Raw genomic sequence first — 16,481 nt, forward strand, 5'->3', positions numbered from 1 at the left:
CCCGCGTCGCGGCGTTCATGCGGCCTCCGCCTCGCGCGGTGTCACCGCGGCATTCGCGTCGGCCACGGTCACGGCTGCCGGCATGCGCGTGGCCATCTGGCGGGCGTCCAGCGCGCGGTTGATCTCGAAGGTGGCGCGCAGCAGCACGCCGGCCATGGCACAGGTGAGCACCATCGAGGAGCCGCCGTAGCTGATCAGTGGCAGGGTCAGGCCCTTGGTCGGCAAGGCGCCGAGGTTCACGCCCACCGACACGATCGCCTGCATCGCCAGCATCAGCGACACGCCGAACGCCACGTAGCCGGCGAAGCGCTGGCCCACGTCGACACCCTTCAGGCCCACCTGCAGGCCGCGCCACACGGCCAGCGCGAACAGGCCGATCACCAGCACCACGCCGGCCAGCCCCAGCTCCTCGCCGATCACCGCGAAGATGAAATCGGTGTGCGCCTCGGGCAGGTAGGAGAGTTTCAGCACGCTGGACCCCAGGCCCACGCCGTCCCACTCGCCGCGGCCGATCGCCATCAGCGACTGGGTCAGCTGGAAGCCGTCGTTGAACGGGTCCTTCCATGGGTCGAGGAACGAGGTCAGCCGCTTCATGCGGTAGCTCTCGCCGGTCGCCGCGATATACAGCAGCGGCATCAGCGGCAGGCCCATTAGGAACAGGAAGATCGGCCGCGCCCCGCCCAGCCAGACCATCGCGATGGTCACCGCGATCACCAGCGTGGCCGAGCCGAAATCCGGCTGCACCAGCAGCAGCAGCACGATGATGCCGGCCACGGCGATCGGCTTGATCAGGCCGAGGAAACGGTTCTCCACGCTGTCGCGGTGGCGTACCAGATAGCTGGCGATGTAGATCACCAGGATCAGCTTCACCGCCTCCACCGGCTGGAACGTGGTCACCAGCAGGTTGAGCCAGCGCCGCGCGCCGTTGATGCGCATGCCCAGGTGCGGCACGAACACCGCCAGCAGCAGCAGGAACGCCAGGGCCAGCAGCGGAAACGCGTACTTCTCCAGCAGCCGCAGCTCCGTGCGCATGGCCAACCCGGCCGCGACCATGCCGATCCCGAGGAACACCAGGTGCCGGCGCAGGAAATAGAACGCACCCAGCTCCTGGCTGTCCGCCACCGCGATCGAACTGGACGCCACCATCACCACCCCGATGCTGGCCAGCCCCACCAGCGCAACCAGCAGCCACGGGTCGAAGTGCCCGCGCGGGCCATTGCGACGACGAGCCTGGGAGGCGGCGTCAAACATGGACTTGCTCCCGGGCTTTCATCAGCGCACCTTCAACGTGGCAAGACCGACCAGCACGAGGACGACGGAGATGATCCAGAAGCGCACGATCACGCGCGGCTCGGGCCAGCCCTTCAGCTCGAAGTGGTGGTGCACCGGCGCCATGCGGAACACCCGCTTGCCGGTGAGCCTGAAGCTGGCCACCTGGATCATCACCGAGGCGGTTTCCATCACGAACACGCCGCCCATCACCAGCAGCACGATCTCCTGACGCACGATCACCGCGATGCAACCCAGTGCCGCGCCGATCGCCAGCGCGCCCACGTCGCCCATGAACACCTGCGCCGGATAGGTGTTGAACCACAGGAAGCCCAGCCCCGCCCCGGCCAGCGCGCCGGTGACGATCGCCAGCTCGCCCGCGCCGGGAATCGCCGGCACGCCGAGGTACTCGGAGAACACCCGGTTGCCGGCCACGTAGGCGAACACGCCCAGCGCGCCAGAGACCAGCACCGTCGGCATGATCGCCAGCCCATCCAGCCCGTCGGTGAGGTTCACCGCGTTGGAGAAGCCCACGATCATGAAGTAGGTGATCACCACGAAGAACAGCCCCAGCGGCACCACCACGTGCTTGAACAGCGGCACGTACAGCGCGGTCTCCGCCACAGTGGCGCCATGCACGGCGTGCGGCGCGGTGTAGAACAGGAACAGCGCCGCGCCGAGCCCGAACACCGACTGCCAGAAATATTTCCAGCGGCTGGCCAGACCGCGGCTGTCCTTCAGCACCAGCTTGCGGTAGTCGTCGTAGAAACCGATCGCACCGAAGCTCAGCAGCACGCCGAGCACCACCCATACGTAACGGTTGTGCACGTCGGCCCACAGCAGGGTGGCCACGGTGACCGAGAGCAGGATCATCACGCCGCCCATGGTCGGCGTGCCGGCCTTGACCAGGTGCGTCTGCGGACCGTCGCTGCGCACCACCTGGCCGGCCTTCAGCGCGGCCAGGCGGTTGATCAGCCACGGCCCGCACAGCAGCGACAGCGACAGCGCGGTGAGCGCAGCCATGATGGCGCGGAAGGTGATGTACTGGAACAGATGCAGGGCGGTGAAATGCCGCGCCATCCAGTCGGCCAGCTCAAGCAGCATCGTTCGCACCTCCGTGGGCGGGCGCGGCAATGAGCGCGGCCACCACCTGTTCCATGCCGGCCGAACGCGAACCCTTGACCAGGCAGGTGACGCCCGCGCGCAGCTGCGCGCGCAGCGCGTCGATCAGGGCCGGCTTGTCGGAAAAATGCTCGCCGCCGGCGCCGAACGCCTCCACCGTGGCCGCGCCCAGCGGGCCGACCGCGAACAGGCGATCGACGCCGCGCTCGCGCGCCCGCTCGCCGATGCCCGCATGCAGCGCACGCGCATCCGCGCCCAGCTCGGCCATGTCGCCCAGCACCAGCCAGCGTTCGCCGCCGGCCAGCAGCAGCGTGTCGATGGCGGCCGCCATGGAACCGGGGTTGGCGTTGTAGCTGTCGTCGATGACCGTCCAGCCGCCGACGGCAACCAGGCGGCGCAGGCGGCCGGCCACGCCGGAAACCTGCTCCAGCCCGGCAACGATGGTTTCCAGCGGCACCTGCAACGCCAGCGCCACCGCAGTGGCGGCCAGCGCGTTGGCCACGTTGTGGCGACCGGGCAGCGGCAAAGTCACCTCGGCCTCGCCTGCCGGCGTGTGCAGCATGAAACGCGAACCGTCGGCGCGCAGTTCGATCGCACCGGCGCGCACGTCGGCCGGTTGCTCCAGGCCGAAACGCAGCGTCTTGCGCGCACCGGCAAGCCCGCCGAAGAAGCTGGCAAAGCTGTCGTCCGCGTTGATGATGGCAATGCCGTCGGCCGGCAAGGCCTGGTACAGCGCGCCCTTGGTTTCGGCCACGCCCTCGATGCTGCCCATGCGTTCAAGATGGGCCGGCGCGATGAGCGTGACGAGGCCGATATCTGGCCGTGCGATGGCAGCGAGATAGGCGATGTCGCCGGGCTTGCCCGCGCCCATCTCGAACACCGCGTATTCGGTGTCGCGCGGCATTGCCAGCAGGCTCAGCGGCAGGCCCAGCTCGTTGTTGTAGTTGCCGCTGCTGACGTGCGTGCGGCCATGGCGCGACAGGATCGAGGCGACCAGGGTCTTCACCGTGGTCTTGCCGTTGGAACCGGTGATGCCGACCACGCGCACGTCGCGTTGCGCGCGCACCGCGCTGGCCAGGTCGCCCAGCGCCACCTCGACGTCGTCGACGCGCAGCTGCGGCAGCGCGCTGTCGACCGGATGCGTCACCAGCGCCGCCACCGCGCCGCGGGCCAGCGCTTCGTCCAGGTAGTCGTGGCCGTCCACGTGCTCGCCCTTGATCGCCGCGAACAGTTCGCCCGGGCGCAGCTTGCGCGTGTCGATCGCCACGCCGGTGATCTCGGCCTGCTCCAACGTCGCGTCGCCGTCGAGCAGGCGACCATGCAGCCACATCGCGATGGCGCCCAGCCGCATCATGCGTGCGACTCCCGGCCCAGCCGGTCCAGCGCGGTGCGCGCCACTGCCAGATCGTCGAACGGATGCTTGCCGGTGGCGCCGTCCTGGTAGGTTTCGTGGCCCTTGCCGGCAATCAGCACCACGTCGCCGGCGCGGGCCAGCTCCAGCGCGTCGGCAATCGCCACCGCGCGATCGCGCTGGACCGCCATCGCCTTTGCGTCGGCCATGCCGGCCACGATTTGCGCCACGATCGCGTCGCCGTCCTCGCCACGCGGGTTGTCGTCGGTGACGATGGCGATGTCCGCCAGCCGCGCCGCGATCGCGCCCATCAGCGGGCGCTTGCCGGTGTCGCGTTCGCCGCCGCAACCGAACACGCAGATCAGCTTGCCCGCGCAATGCGCGCGCAGGGCGGTCAGCGCCTGCTCCAGCGCATCAGGCGTGTGCGCATAGTCGACTACCACCAGCGGCAGGCCGTGCCATCCGCCCAGCCGGTTCATCCGGCCATTGACCGGCTGCAACTGCCCGGCCACCTGCACGATGCGTTCGAACGGTTCGCCCAGTGCGCCGAGGCAGGCGATCACGGCGAGCAGGTTGGCGACATTGAACCGGCCGAGCAGGTGGCTGTGCAGTGCGCGGCTGCCCCACGGCGTGCGCAATTGAAAGCTGAGCCCGCTGGCCGAAGTCACCACGTCTTCGGCGGCGACGTCCGCCGCGCTCTCGCCGGCCGCGCTGAAGCGCAGCACGCGCAGGTTGTCGGGCAGCGTGCCGGCCAGTTCGCGGCCGAAGCCGTCGTCGCTGTTGAGTGCTGCCACGCGCAGGCCCGGCATCGCGAACAGCATGGCCTTGGCCGCGCCGTAGGCTTCCATCGAGCCGTGATAGTCGAGGTGGTCGCGGGTGAGATTGGTGAAGGCCGCCGCCTCGAATTCCACCGCGGCCACGCGCCCCTGCACCAGCGCGTGCGAGGACACTTCCATCGCCACGTGGCTGACGCCGGCATCGCGGAAGCGCGCCAGCAGCGCCTGCACGCTGATCGCGTCGGGCGTGGTGCGCTCGCCTTCGAGCAACTGGCCATGCACGCCGGCGCCCAGCGTGCCGATGGTGGCGGCGCGGTGGCCGAGCGCCGTCCAGGCCTGCGCCAGCAACTGCACGCACGAGGTCTTGCCGTTGGTGCCGGTGACGCCGACCACGCGCATCGACTCGCTGGGCCGGTCGTGGAAGCGCGCCGCGATCTCGCCCACCTGCGCATGCAGGTCGTCGATCCACAGCACCGGCACGTCGAGCGCCGCGACATCCTCGGCCGGGGCTTCGGCCAGCACCACGCGGGCACCACGCTGCACCGCGTTGGCGGCGAACGCGATGCCGTGCGCGCGGCCGCCGCGCAGCGCGAAGAACGCATCGCCGCGGCGCACCTGGCGCGAGTCCAGGGTCATGCCGGACACCACCATGCGCGCCGCCGCCGGGTTTGCCGCCAGCTGAGCATCGGCGATCCCCAGCAGCAGCTGATCGAGGTGGCCGGTGCTCATGGCGTGCCCTCGTCGATCGGCGCGTCGTCGATCGGCGCCTCGACCGGCGGCTTGCTGCCCGCGAGGCCGCCGGCGCCCTGCAGCGGGCCGCCGACGTACCAGCGGCCGATGTTGTCCGGCGGCACGTCGAGCAGGCGCAGCGCACCGCTCATCACGCGCGAGAACACCGGCGCGGAGACCATGCCGCCGTAGTAGCTGCCCTTGCTCGGGTTGTCGACCACCACCACGCCGACCAGGCGTGGGTTGGTGGCCGGCACGATGCCGGCGAATGCCGCGGTGTAGCTGTGCTTGTCGTAGCCGCCGGCGTTGGCCTTGTGCGCGGTGCCGGTCTTGCCGGCGACCGCGTAATTGGCGATGCGCGCCTGCGGCGCGGTGCTGCCGGGGCCGGTCACGGTCTCCATCATCCCGATCAGCTCGTGCGCCACCTCGGGCGAGATGATCTGGCGCGAGGGCGTCTCCGCGTCCTTGATGAAGCTCGGGCCATGCATCAGGCCGTTGTCGGCGATGGTGGCGTAGGCGTTGGCCAGCTGCAGCACGGTGACGTTGAGGCCGTAGCCGTAGCCGAGGATGGCCTTTTCCAGCGGCCGCCAGTCGGCGCCGATGCGCAGGTAGCCGGAGGCTTCGCCGGGGAAGCCGCTGTTGGTGCTGTTGCCGAAACCGAAGGCGCGGTAGGTGTCGTACATCAGCGTGGTGTCCAGATCCATCGCGATGTGCGCCGCGCCCACGTTGCTGGATTTGGTGATCACGCCGGTCGGCGTCAGCAGGCCGTAGTTGTGCGTGTCGTGGATGTCGTGGCCCTGGAAAAACCAGTGCCCGCCGGTGGTGTCGATGATCGGGCTGGTGGGGGTGAACTTGCCGCTGGACAGCGCCGCGGCCATCAGGATCGGCTTGATCGTCGAGCCCGGTTCGAGCACGTCGGTCATCGCGCGGTTGCGGCGCTGGCCGGCGCGGCTGGAGTCGAGCGCGTTGGGGTTGTAGGTGGGCAGGTTGACCATCGCCAACACCTCCCCGGTATGCACGTCGAGGATCACCATCGAGGCCGAATCGGCCTGGAACTTGTCCACGGTGCTCTTCAGTTCGCTGTAGGCCAGGAACTGGATGCGCCGGTCGATGCTGAGGGTGAGGTTGCGTCCCGGCTTGGGCGCACGCACCTGCTCGACGTCTTCCACCACGTGGCCCATGCGGTCGCGGATCACCCGCTTGGCGCCGGGCTTGCCCGAGAGCCAGTCATCGTAGGCCAGCTCCAGCCCCTCCTGGCCGTGGTCGTCGATATTGGTGAAACCCAGCACGTGCGCGGTGACCCCGCCGGATGGGTAGAAGCGCTTGAACTCGCGCTGGCCGTTGATGCCGGGGATGCCCAGGTCCAGCACCGCCTGCGCGGCTTCGGGCGACATCTGGCGACGCAGATAGACGAACTCGCGGTCCGAGCGCTGGGCCAGGCGGCTCTTCAGCTCGTCCGCATTCACGCCCAGCGCGCGCGCCAGATCCGGGATGCGCTGGTCGTTGTCCAGCACCTCGGAGGGATTGGCCCAGATCGAGGTCACCGGCGTCGACACCGCCAGCGGCTCGCCATTGCGGTCGAAGATGGTGCCGCGCGAGACCGGGATCGGCATCTCGCGCAGGAAGCGCGCGTCGCCCTGGCGCTGGTAGAACTGCTTGCGTACCACCTGCAGGTCGAACGCTCGCGCGACCAGGCCGGTGGCGGTAAGCCCGAGCAGGCCGGCGACCAGATACATGCGCCGGCGCGCGCTGGGGCCGCTCGCCTGGCGGCGACCGCGTGCGGCTGGCTTGGCGTGTTTGCGCATGTCCATCAGCGCAGCAACCGGATGTCTTGCGGGCGCGGATCGACCATGCCCAGCTTCTGCCGTGCCTCGTCGTCGATGCGACGCGGCTCGGCGTAGGTGGCCTGCTCCAGTTCCAGGCGGCCGTATTCGATGTTGAGGTCGTCGCGCTGGTTCTGCAGCTGGGTAAGTTGCACGAACAGCACGCGGCTTTCGTGGCGCGTCCACACCACGCCCAGCGCGCTGGCCACCGCGGCCACCAGCAGGAGTGCGCAGATCACGGTGCTGATCAGCTTCACGCGGCGACCTCCCGCGGCAGCTTCTCGGCCACGCGCAGCACCGCCGAGCGTGACCGCGGATTGGCGGCCAGCTCGGCCTCGGACGGGAATTGCGCCTTGCCGATTGCCACCAACTGCGCCGGCGCCCCCTGCACTGGCGGTCCGCGACGACTGTTCTGCACGCGTCCGGAGTGGTCGCGGATGAACAGCTTCACCGCGCGATCCTCCAGCGAGTGGAAACTGATCACCGACAGCCGCCCGCCCGGATTGAGCCGTTCCAGCGCGGCGTCCAGACCCTGCTGCAAGGCGTCCAGCTCGCCGTTCACGCGAATGCGCAGCGCCTGGAAGCTGCGCGTGGCCGGATGCTTGCCCGGCTCGCGCCGGCCCACCACGCGCTCGATCAGCGCGGCCAGCTGGCCGGTGCGGGTGAACGGGGTGGCGTCGCGATCGGCCACGATGGCGCGGGCGATGCGCCGGCTGTGGCGCTCCTCGCCGTAATTCCACAGCACGTCGGCAATCTCGCGCTCGCTGGCGTGAGCGAGGAAATCGGCGGCGCTCTCGCCCTGCGTGGTGTCCATGCGCATGTCCAGCGGCGCATCGGCCATGAAGCTGAAGCCCCGCGCGGCCTCGTCCAGTTGCGGCGACGAGACGCCCAGGTCGAGCAGCACGCCGTCGAGCCCGGCGGCGGTCTCGTCCCATTCGGCCAGGCTGGAGAAGTTGGCGTGGCGGATCGCCACCCGTGCGTCGGCGGCAAACTCGGCCCGCGCAGCGGCGATCGCGGCCGGATCGCGATCCATCAACAAGAGCCGGCCGGCCGGACCCAGGCGCGACAGCACCGCGCGCGCATGACCACCGCGCCCGAACGTGCCGTCCAGATAGCGCCCGTCTGCCTGCACGGACAATCCCTCCACCGCCTCGCCCAGCATCACCGGGACATGCTGCAATTGCACCGAGCGCACTCCCGTCCCATCCCGCATGATTCCGCCACGCCCGCGCCTGTGGATTACAGGCGCAGCTCTGCCATTTCGCTGGTGATCTCGTCTTCGCCGATGCTCTGGCGGATCTTGGCCAGGTGCGCCTGCTCGCTCCACAGTTCGAATTTGTTGCCCATGCCGAGCAGCACCGCCTTCTTCTCGATGCCGGTGGTGGCCCGCTGGCTGGCCGGCAGCAGGATGCGCGCGGCACTGTCGGGCTCGACCACGGCGGCGGCGCCGACCAGCTTCATCTGCATGTCGCGATGGGCCGCCTTGACCTTGGGCAGCTGGTTCACCTGATCGCGCACCTTTTCCCACTCGTCATGCGGAAACAGCCACAGGCAACCCGGTTCGAACGGGTTGTAGGTGACCACCAGACGATTGGCGCACTCGCCCGCCACCTGCTCCCGATACGCGGTCGGGATGGCCAGGCGGCCCTTGTCGTCGATGGTGATGGCGGTTTCGCCCTGGAACACGGTCAGCAGACTCCACTAAAACCCACGATTTCACACTGAAAGCCACGATAGTCTCGCCCGCTGAGACTGTCAAGCCGAAATTGCTTGTGAATCAAGGAGTAAAGGCGAAGTCTGAATGTATGTGCAGGATATTCTGAGGAAGGCCGACAAGGTGGTTGAAAGCAGGGAATTTTTTGCGGCGACCCTGCAGCCGGTTTGCGGCCGAGGCCAGCCGCTTGGCGCTTCCGCGCCCCCGTGACCGACGCACGCGGATGAATCGCCGTTCATCGGCACGCGCAGCCGACGCCGCGACAGGTCAGTCGCGGCGTCGGCGGTACGGAAAGAGGTGGAGTCGGCCTGTAAGCCGGGTTCTGTACGCCTTGCGGCGCGACAGTCATTCCTCTCGGCCAGGCGTCGCCGCCTGGCTCCAGCAACCTACCCGGGAACAACGCGGGCCGCGTTATCGTTCCCCTATTTGGTCTTGCTCCGAGTGGGGTTTACCGTGCCGTACGGCGTTGGCCCCGTACGCGGTGCGCTCTTGCCGCACCCTTTCACCCTTGCCTGATCCTCTTGCGAGGCCATCGGCGGTCTGCTCTCTGTTGCACTGGCCGTCAGCTCACGCTGCCCAGGAGTTACCTGGCACTCTGCCCTGTGGAGCCCGGACTTTCCTCGATGCGCTTGCGCGCGACGCGACTGCCCGGCCGACTCCGTGGCCAGTGTACTCGGTCGGGATGGGACGCGGCGCATCGGACGGGCACTGCCGGCGTTCAACACGGCACCCGATGGTTTTATCTGCCTCAGCGGGGCGGTCGCCGACACGCAGTGTTGGCATCGTCCGACTTTATTTTGAGCTCACATGTGCTGGGCAAATGCTGATACTTGACACCTCACAGAGGGGGGGGTAGCGTTTTTGAACAGGGGATGAATTTGGAGTACCAATGATGAGGATTATCGAAATGGAATCTATGATTATTCCGAACAAGGTGAAAGCCATTGGCTTGATTCTGCTGCTTGTGTGCGGTGGCGTGAGTAATTCTGTATTTGCGGCATCGCCCATGCCTGGTGCATTTGGAGCGCACGGCACTGACCTCGCTGCAGCCATCCAAGCTCAATCTTCCTCCACCGGCTTCGAGCTGAATTACTTCCATGCCGAGAGGGCATCCAAGACTTACGCCATTCGACTTAAGAATGGATTAAGCGCTTCGTTTGACTTCCAGAACGGTACCGTCACACTAGTGGATGTTACGGGCAGCCAGTCAACGCTCCCGCTCGAGCGGGTTCTGCTGCAAGTCACGAATGGTAATGGCCAAGCAGCCAGCCAAATGTACGATCAAATGTATCAGTCCATCAGCGCCGCCAAGTCCGACGCGATCATGGTGCATGCAGGACCACGGAGTGCTAACGCCAACTTTCGTCCGTCGACTGGGGGGCTAAGGAACGTCAATCCGAGTTTTTTCTTTCCGCCACCACGCGATACGGGCGGGCTTGGCGACGACGACGGTTCTCTGTGGGCCACTCCAACCGGTGGCGACTGTTTCCCAATCCCTGGTTCATGCAACGAATGGGCGGGAGGCTTGTCAGACTGGGGCCCTGGTGGCATGTCAAATTGGGGTTCGTACGATCTATGGTGGGGTAGCGCATTCGGGGACGCCCCTCCAACAAGTCAGCCGCCGCGTCCAGACGGTTGCGCTCCGAACGACATAGATTGCATTCTCTATGAGCATGACCGACAGAACGCTTGCGACGATATGGGCACGGATAATTTGGCGCAAGGCGGAAATGACCTGGCAGCTGGCACAGCATGTGGGCTTGCCGAGACGGGTGTAGGAGCAGTGGTATGCGCTGCCGCGATCGTGCCGTTCGTGATCGGCTTGCACAAGCTGCACAAAGATACGGTGACATGCCACACCCCTTACCCAGGTCGCTAACTTGAACTCGTCACCGACGTCACTACTTAGGTATGGGGGCTTATGACGAATCAAAAGCAAATTCCGACGAAAGCCGATGACACGCAGTCGTCCAGTTGGCGTCATTATGCAATTTGGCTAGCATTGTCGGGCTCAGTGATCATAAACGGACTAGTGGCCTATCGGCGCCACCAGAGGGGCGAGGACTGGCTTTCGGCGTTTGGACTCACGCCCGATCCGGAACTTCTCCGGCTTGTCGGGGATGTCGGAGTTCCGATAGTCATGATCACGTTGATCATGCAACAAGTGCGGAGGCTGCCACCGAGCCGGGAGAAAACCGCGACGAGCTGGCTGGGTTGGTCACTCTTCGTCTTTCTGTTCGTGTGGTGGTTTCCTTTGCGCGAAATGCTTTTCGGACCATAGCATTGCCCAGGGGGGTCGTGATCTGGACCCAAGAAAAAGGGAAATGGAAAACGAGGAACCGATAATCGGAAAAGCGCTCAAGACTTGAACGGGTCTCTACCCTCTCCATCCCCTACTCTTGGTACAGAAGCTTGCGCGGTGCCCCGCTGATCGCCGCGGCCAGTTTCGCGGCCTTCGCCGGCGGCAGCTCCTCGCGCAGGATCGCGAAGACACGTCGCCCTTCGACCAATTTGGCGTCGGCTTCCTCACCACGCCCCGCGACCACGATCACATGCTCGCCTCGCTGCTGATCGGGGTCGGCGGCGACACGTGCCGCCAGCTCCGCCAGCGGCTCGCCCAGCACGGTTTCGAACATCTTGGTCAGTTCGCGCGCGAGCACGGCTTCGCGCTCGGCGCCGAACACGTCGCGCATGTCGGCCAGGCTTTCGGCGACGCGGTGCGAGGACTCATAGAAGATGATCGTGCGCGGCTCGCCGGACAGTTCCCGCAGCCGGCTGCGGCGCGCGGCGGCCTTGGGCGGCAGGAAGCCCTCGAACACGAAACGGTCGCTGGGCAGCCCGGCCACGGACAGCGCGGCAATCGCCGCGCAGGCGCCAGGCACCGGCGCGCAGCGGATGCCTGCCGCACGCGCCGCGCGCACCAGGCGAAAACCGGGATCCGAAATCAGCGGCGTGCCGGCGTCGGAAATCAGCGCCACTGATTCGCCGCCCTGCAGGCGCGCCACCAGCGCGTCCACCACCTCGCGCTCGTTGTAGTCGTGCAGGGCGACCAGCGGCGTGGCGACGCCGTGATGCAGCAGCAGCGGGCGGCTGTGGCGGGTGTCCTCCGCGGCGATCACGGCCACCGCGCGCAGCGTCTCGATGGCGCGGGCGGACAGGTCGTCGCGATGCCCGATCGGCGTCGCCACCACCCACAGGCAGCCGGGTTGAACACGGGACATCGGACACTCCATGGGCCGGCGGAACGATCGGCTATCATCGCGCATTGACGACCATGACGACCAAGGGATTTCCCATGCGCTTCATGCGCCTCGCGCGAGTCATCCTCACGGCCTTGCTGTTCGCGCTCGCATTGAATGCATGCGTGCCGACCGGCGCGGTGCGTTCGCCGGCGGAAATCGCCGCCGCGCAGCACGCCAGCGCGCTGGCGCAGCAGGGCCAGTTCGACCAGGCCGCCCAGGCCTGGCTGCAGCTTGCCGCGCAATCGTCCGCACACGCCGACAGCTATCGTCTGCAGGCCGCCGAGGCGTGGCGCCAGGAAGGTCGGATCGAACAGGCCGCGCCGGTGCTGGACAAGATCCGGCGCGAGCGGCTGAGCGGCGACGAACCGCTGCGCCTGGACCTGCTGCGGGCGGAATTGGCGCTGGACCAGCACGACGCGCGCACCGCCCTGCGCCTGACCAGCCAGCCGAACGTGTCCGTGCCGCCTTCGCTGCAGCTGCGCCTGCTGGAACTGCGCGCCCGCGCCATGAAGGATTCCGGCGACCTGTGGGGCGCCGCGCGCACCCGCGTGCAGATGGATGCCGAACTACAAGGCTTCGACCAGGCGCAGAACCGGCGCCAGGCGCTGGATCTGCTCGCCAGGCTCGGCATCGCGCCGCTGCAACACCGCGCCGCCGCGATGAAGCCCGGCGACCGCATGCTGCCGTGGATCAACGAGGCCCTGCGCCAGCTCGGTGTAAGCGTGGCGCAGCCGCAGCCGGAATTGCAGCAAGCGGTGGGCATGCTGCTGCCCGAAGCCGGCGCCAACGTGCGCGAAGGCTACAAGGTGCCGGCCCAGGTCGCCCTGCTGTTGCCGGCCGATGGCGACTACGCCGCCGCCAGCACACCGATCCGCCAGGGTTTCTTCGCCGCCTATTTCGATGCGGGCCGCAACCACGCGCCGCGGCCGACGGTACGCAGCTACAACAGCCACGGCACGGCCGACGGCGCGGTGCAGGCCTACCAGCAGGCGGTGCGCGACGGCGCCCGGCTGGTGGTCGGCCCGTTGACCCGCGGTGAAGTCGCGGCGGTGTTCGCGCTGCCGCAACTGCCGGTGCCGGTGCTGGCGCTGAACCACCCGGACGACCGCCAGCTGCCCGCCGGCAACGCCAGCGAGTTCGGCCTGCTGCCGGAAACCGAGGGCGCGCAGGCCGCCGACCACATGGCCGAGCGCGGCCTGCTGCACGCCTACGTGATGATCTCCGGCGACGACTTCGCGCAACGCGCGGCGAGCGCATTCAAGGCCGAGCTGATCTCCCGCGGCGGCGACGTGGTGGCCATGACGGTGCTGCCGAGCGGCGCCACCAGTTTCGCCGACGCGATCAAGAACCTGCAGTTGCCCACGGCCAGCGCGGCACCGGCGCCTGCCGCGGCGGCAAGCACCGCCGACGCCGCTACGGCGACGCCCGCCGCCCCCGCCGATACCGGCATCTTCATCAGCATGCGCCCCAACCAGGCGCGGCTGCTGATGCCGCAACTGCGCATCGCCCAGGTCCAGCTGCCGGTGTTCGCCACCTCGCACGTGTACGCCGGCAGCGACGACGCGCCAGCCAATCGCGACCTGGACGGCGTCGAGTTCTGCGACGCGCCCTGGCTGTTCGACGCGCAGCCCGGCCTGCCCGACCGTGCGGCGATCGCGGCGAAGCTGCCCGCCGCCCGCGATGGCGCCGCGCGCCTGTTCGCGTTCGGCATGGACGCGTGGAGCCTGGTGCCCTACCTCGACTGGCTGAAGGCGCATCCGGGCAGTTACATGCCGGGCGCCACCGGGCAGCTGGCCGCCGATCCGTTCGGCCGCATCCGCCGCGTGCTGACCTGGGCGAAGTTCGAGAATGGCGTGGCGCGCCCGCTCAGCGGCAACCTGCAGATCGACTCGGTACCTTCGCCGCCGGCGGCGGCGCCGGCGCCGGCCAGTTCCAGCGCCGACGCCAACCCCGCCGGCTGATGCGCGCGGCCGGCGACGACTTCGAACAGCGCGCCTGCGTCGCGCTCGAACGCGCCGGCCTGAAGCTGCTGGCGCGCAACTACACCACCCGCCACGGCGAACTGGACCTGGTGATGCGCGATGGCGACACCGTGGTCTTCGTCGAGGTGCGCTACCGCAAGAGCGCCAGCCACGGCGACGCCGCCACCTCGGTCACCGCAAGCAAGCAGGCCAAGTTGATCCACGCCGCGCAGCACTGGCTGGCCGCCCACCCGCAGCATGCGCGACGCCCGTGCCGCTTCGATGTGGTCAGCTACGACGGCCCGGTCGACGCACTGCAAAGGCAATGGTTGCGTGGTGCCTTCGAAGCGGGTTGAGTCCGGCGCGGTGCGATAATCGCGGCATGGCCCTGCCCGTCTCCCTGCTCGACACCCTGCGCGCGATCTTTCCCGGCGACGCGCTGGACAGCAGCGACGACGCCCTGCGCACCGCGGCGGGCGACTATTCGCGGCATGTGCACCGGCCCGACGTCGTGGTCTATCCCGCCACGCACGCGCAGGTGGAATCGCTGGTACGCGCCTGCCGCGAGCATCGCGTGCCGCTCACCGCGCGCGGCGGCGGCACCAGTTCCACCGGTGCTTCGGTGCCGCTGGCCGGCGGCGTGGTGGCGAATTTCCAGCGCATGGATCGTATCGTGCGCATTGCGCCGGGCGATCGCCTCGCGGTGGTCGAACCGGGCGTCACCAACGAGGCCTTGCAGCAGGCCCTGGCCCCGCACGGGTTCTTCTGGGCGCCCGATCCGGGCTCGGCACCGTGGTGCACGATAGGCGGCAATCTCGCCTGCAACGCAGGCGGACCGCGCGCGCTGAAATACGGCGCCACCCGCGACAACGTGCTGGGCTTGCGCGCCGTGGCCGGCACCGGCGCAGGTTTCGCGGCCGGCACGCACACCACCAAGGATTCCACCGGCTACGACCTCACGCGCCTGATCATCGGCTCGGAAGGCACGCTGGCGCTCGTCACCGAGGCCACGCTCAAGCTCACGCCCCGGCCCTCCGCGGTGCGCTCGCTACGCGCCACCTATCGCGACACGGCCAGCGCGGTGCAGGCGGTGGCGCGCATCATGGCGCAGCCGGTGACGCCCGCGGCGCTGGAATTCATGGACGCGCTGGCGCTCAAGCTGGCGCGCGACCACGCGCCGGACGCGGACGTGCCGCAGGCGGGAGCGCTGCTGCTGATCGAGGTCGACGGCACGCCGGAGACCGTCAGCTTCGCGCAGGACGCCGTGGCGCGCGCCGCGCGCGGCGAAGGCCTGATCGCGCTGGACATCGCGGCGGACGCCAGCGAAAACGCCGCGCTGTGGGCCGCACGCAAGGCGTTGTCGTTCGCCCAGCGTGCGGCGACCCAGCACAAGATCAACGAAGACGTGGCGGTGCCGGTGAGCCGTCTGCCCGAACTCGTCGCCGGCGCGCAGGCGCTGGCCGCCAAGCATGCGGTCCCGCTGGTGTGTTTCGGCCACGCCGGCAACGGCAACCTGCACGTGAACCTGCTGCCGCGCGACGTGGACGAGATCGAACGTGGCTACGCCGCACTGCCCGAACTGTTCGCGCTGGTGATCGCGCTGGGCGGCACGCTGTCGGGCGAGCATGGCATCGGCGTGGTGAAGCGCGACTACCTGCCGCTGGCGCTGGGCGAGTCGACCATCGCGTTGATGCGCTCGGTCAAGGCCGCGTTCGATCCGGATGGCATCCTCAACCCCGGCAAGGTGGTTTGAGAGCCGGTAATGGGGAACAGGAAACAGGGAATGGAGAAGACGAAGAAAAGGCCAGGCCTGAGGCAGCAGCAGCACGCCATGGATGCCCTGCTGGCGGAGATCCGCTGCGGCCACACCTGCGCGATGCAACAGCCGCCGGGGCGGCGGCCGGTGCTGCAGGCTTCCGTGCGGTCGCGCCTGCTGATCGTCAGCCAGGCGCCGGGGCGCAAGGTGGAGGAGAGCGGCATCCCCTTCGATGACGTCAGCGGCGAACGCCTGCGCGACTGGCTGCAGATCGACCGCGACACGTTCTATGACGCCGAGCGCGTGGCGATCGTGCCGATGGATTTCTGCTATCCCGGCAAGGGCAGGAGTGGCGACCTGCCGCCGCGGCCGGCATGCGCCGCGATCTGGCATCCGCGCCTGTTTTCGTTGCTCACCGGCGTGCAACTGACGCTCGCCATCGGGCAGTACGCGCAGGTGGGCATGCTCGGCGACGCACGCGATGCCACGCTCACCGACACCGTACGCAACTGGCGCACGCACCTGGCCCGCGGCGTGCTGCCGCTGCCTCATCCAAGCCCGCGCAACCGGCCGTGGGTGATGCACAACCTGTGGTTCGAAGCCGAGTTGCTGCCGGTGCTGCGCGAGCGCGTCGCGGGCGCGCTGAACACCGTCCCCGAACCAGGATAGCCCGCAGGAGCCCGCTCGCGGGCGATGCTTTTGGGGCCGGATCAGGGATTCGCGATTCGCAATTCGCAA

At 68.3% G+C, this 16,481-nt stretch carries 14 protein-coding genes and 1 other RNA gene; 5 read left to right on the forward strand and 10 right to left on the reverse strand.

Going from position 1 to position 16,481, the window contains the following annotated elements:
* Positions 1-15: 15 nt before the first annotated feature.
* The 9 genes from ftsW to rnpB form a co-directional block, all read right to left on the reverse strand.
* Positions 16-1,251 carry a putative lipid II flippase FtsW gene (gene ftsW, locus ACFCQI_RS04045; protein ID WP_395120099.1) on the reverse strand — a complete coding sequence of 412 codons (1,236 nt, stop codon included), beginning with the start codon at positions 1,249-1,251 and terminating at the stop codon, positions 16-18.
* A gap of 21 nt (positions 1,252-1,272) precedes the next feature.
* Positions 1,273-2,373 (reverse strand): phospho-N-acetylmuramoyl-pentapeptide-transferase, encoded by a 1,101-nt coding sequence (gene mraY / locus ACFCQI_RS04050; protein ID WP_395120100.1) that lies wholly within the window; start codon positions 2,371-2,373, stop codon positions 1,273-1,275.
* Entirely contained in the window at positions 2,363-3,745 is a 1,383-nt protein-coding gene (gene murF, locus ACFCQI_RS04055) for a UDP-N-acetylmuramoyl-tripeptide--D-alanyl-D-alanine ligase (protein ID WP_395120101.1), read from the reverse strand. Before murF ends, mraY begins: the two co-directional genes overlap by 11 nt.
* On the reverse strand, positions 3,742-5,247 hold the full coding sequence (locus ACFCQI_RS04060) for a UDP-N-acetylmuramoyl-L-alanyl-D-glutamate--2,6-diaminopimelate ligase (protein ID WP_395120102.1): 1,506 nt from the start codon (positions 5,245-5,247) through the stop codon (positions 3,742-3,744). Before ACFCQI_RS04060 ends, murF begins: the two co-directional genes overlap by 4 nt.
* Positions 5,244-7,058, reverse strand: a complete 1,815-nt coding sequence (locus ACFCQI_RS04065; protein WP_395120103.1) for a peptidoglycan D,D-transpeptidase FtsI family protein — start codon at positions 7,056-7,058, stop codon at positions 5,244-5,246. The genes ACFCQI_RS04060 and ACFCQI_RS04065 overlap by 4 nt, the downstream gene beginning before the upstream one ends.
* Entirely contained in the window at positions 7,058-7,318 is a 261-nt protein-coding gene (gene ftsL, locus ACFCQI_RS04070; protein WP_395121244.1) for a cell division protein FtsL, read from the reverse strand. The genes ACFCQI_RS04065 and ftsL overlap by 1 nt, the downstream gene beginning before the upstream one ends.
* 5 nt (positions 7,319-7,323) lie before the next feature.
* The gene (rsmH, locus tag ACFCQI_RS04075; protein ID WP_395120104.1) at positions 7,324-8,283 is read right to left on the reverse strand and encodes a 16S rRNA (cytosine(1402)-N(4))-methyltransferase RsmH; all 960 of its coding nucleotides are present in this window, start codon (positions 8,281-8,283) and stop codon (positions 7,324-7,326) included.
* Positions 8,284-8,309: 26 nt separating this feature from the next.
* On the reverse strand, positions 8,310-8,756 hold the full coding sequence (gene mraZ, locus ACFCQI_RS04080) for a division/cell wall cluster transcriptional repressor MraZ (protein ID WP_395120105.1): 447 nt from the start codon (positions 8,754-8,756) through the stop codon (positions 8,310-8,312).
* 323 nt (positions 8,757-9,079) lie between these two features.
* Positions 9,080-9,444, reverse strand: an RNA gene (gene rnpB, locus ACFCQI_RS04085) — RNase P RNA component class A.
* 247 nt (positions 9,445-9,691) lie between these two features.
* Between rnpB and ACFCQI_RS04090 the strand changes: the two genes are divergently transcribed.
* Positions 9,692-10,663, forward strand: a complete 972-nt coding sequence (locus ACFCQI_RS04090) for a hypothetical protein (protein ID WP_395120106.1) — start codon at positions 9,692-9,694, stop codon at positions 10,661-10,663.
* 514 nt (positions 10,664-11,177) lie between these two features.
* On the opposite strand, the gene rsmI is transcribed toward ACFCQI_RS04090, so the two are convergent.
* Complete coding sequence (gene rsmI, locus ACFCQI_RS04095) at positions 11,178-12,005, reverse strand: 16S rRNA (cytidine(1402)-2'-O)-methyltransferase (RefSeq protein ID WP_395120107.1); 828 nt, start codon at positions 12,003-12,005, stop codon at positions 11,178-11,180.
* Between the two features lie 74 nt (positions 12,006-12,079).
* Between rsmI and ACFCQI_RS04100 the strand changes: the two genes are divergently transcribed.
* The 4 genes from ACFCQI_RS04100 to ACFCQI_RS04115 all read left to right on the forward strand — a co-directional run bounded on the left by ACFCQI_RS04100 (position 12,080) and on the right by ACFCQI_RS04115 (position 16,412).
* Positions 12,080-13,987 (forward strand): penicillin-binding protein activator, encoded by a 1,908-nt coding sequence (locus ACFCQI_RS04100; RefSeq protein ID WP_395120108.1) that lies wholly within the window; start codon positions 12,080-12,082, stop codon positions 13,985-13,987.
* A complete protein-coding gene (locus ACFCQI_RS04105; RefSeq protein ID WP_395120109.1) occupies positions 13,987-14,343 on the forward strand; it encodes a YraN family protein in 357 nt (118 codons plus the stop codon). The genes ACFCQI_RS04100 and ACFCQI_RS04105 overlap by 1 nt, the downstream gene beginning before the upstream one ends.
* Before the next feature lie 26 nt (positions 14,344-14,369).
* Positions 14,370-15,740: an FAD-binding oxidoreductase gene (locus ACFCQI_RS04110; RefSeq protein ID WP_395120110.1), complete on the forward strand. Its 1,371-nt coding sequence runs from the start codon at positions 14,370-14,372 to the stop codon at positions 15,738-15,740.
* Positions 15,741-15,818: 78 nt separating this feature from the next.
* On the forward strand, positions 15,819-16,412 hold the full coding sequence (locus tag ACFCQI_RS04115) for a uracil-DNA glycosylase family protein (RefSeq protein WP_395120111.1): 594 nt from the start codon (positions 15,819-15,821) through the stop codon (positions 16,410-16,412).
* Positions 16,413-16,481 lie beyond the last annotated feature (69 nt).

The sequence above is a fragment of the Rhodanobacter sp. FW102-FHT14D06 genome (assembly GCF_043950705.1).
GTDB lineage: Bacteria > Pseudomonadota > Gammaproteobacteria > Xanthomonadales > Rhodanobacteraceae > Rhodanobacter.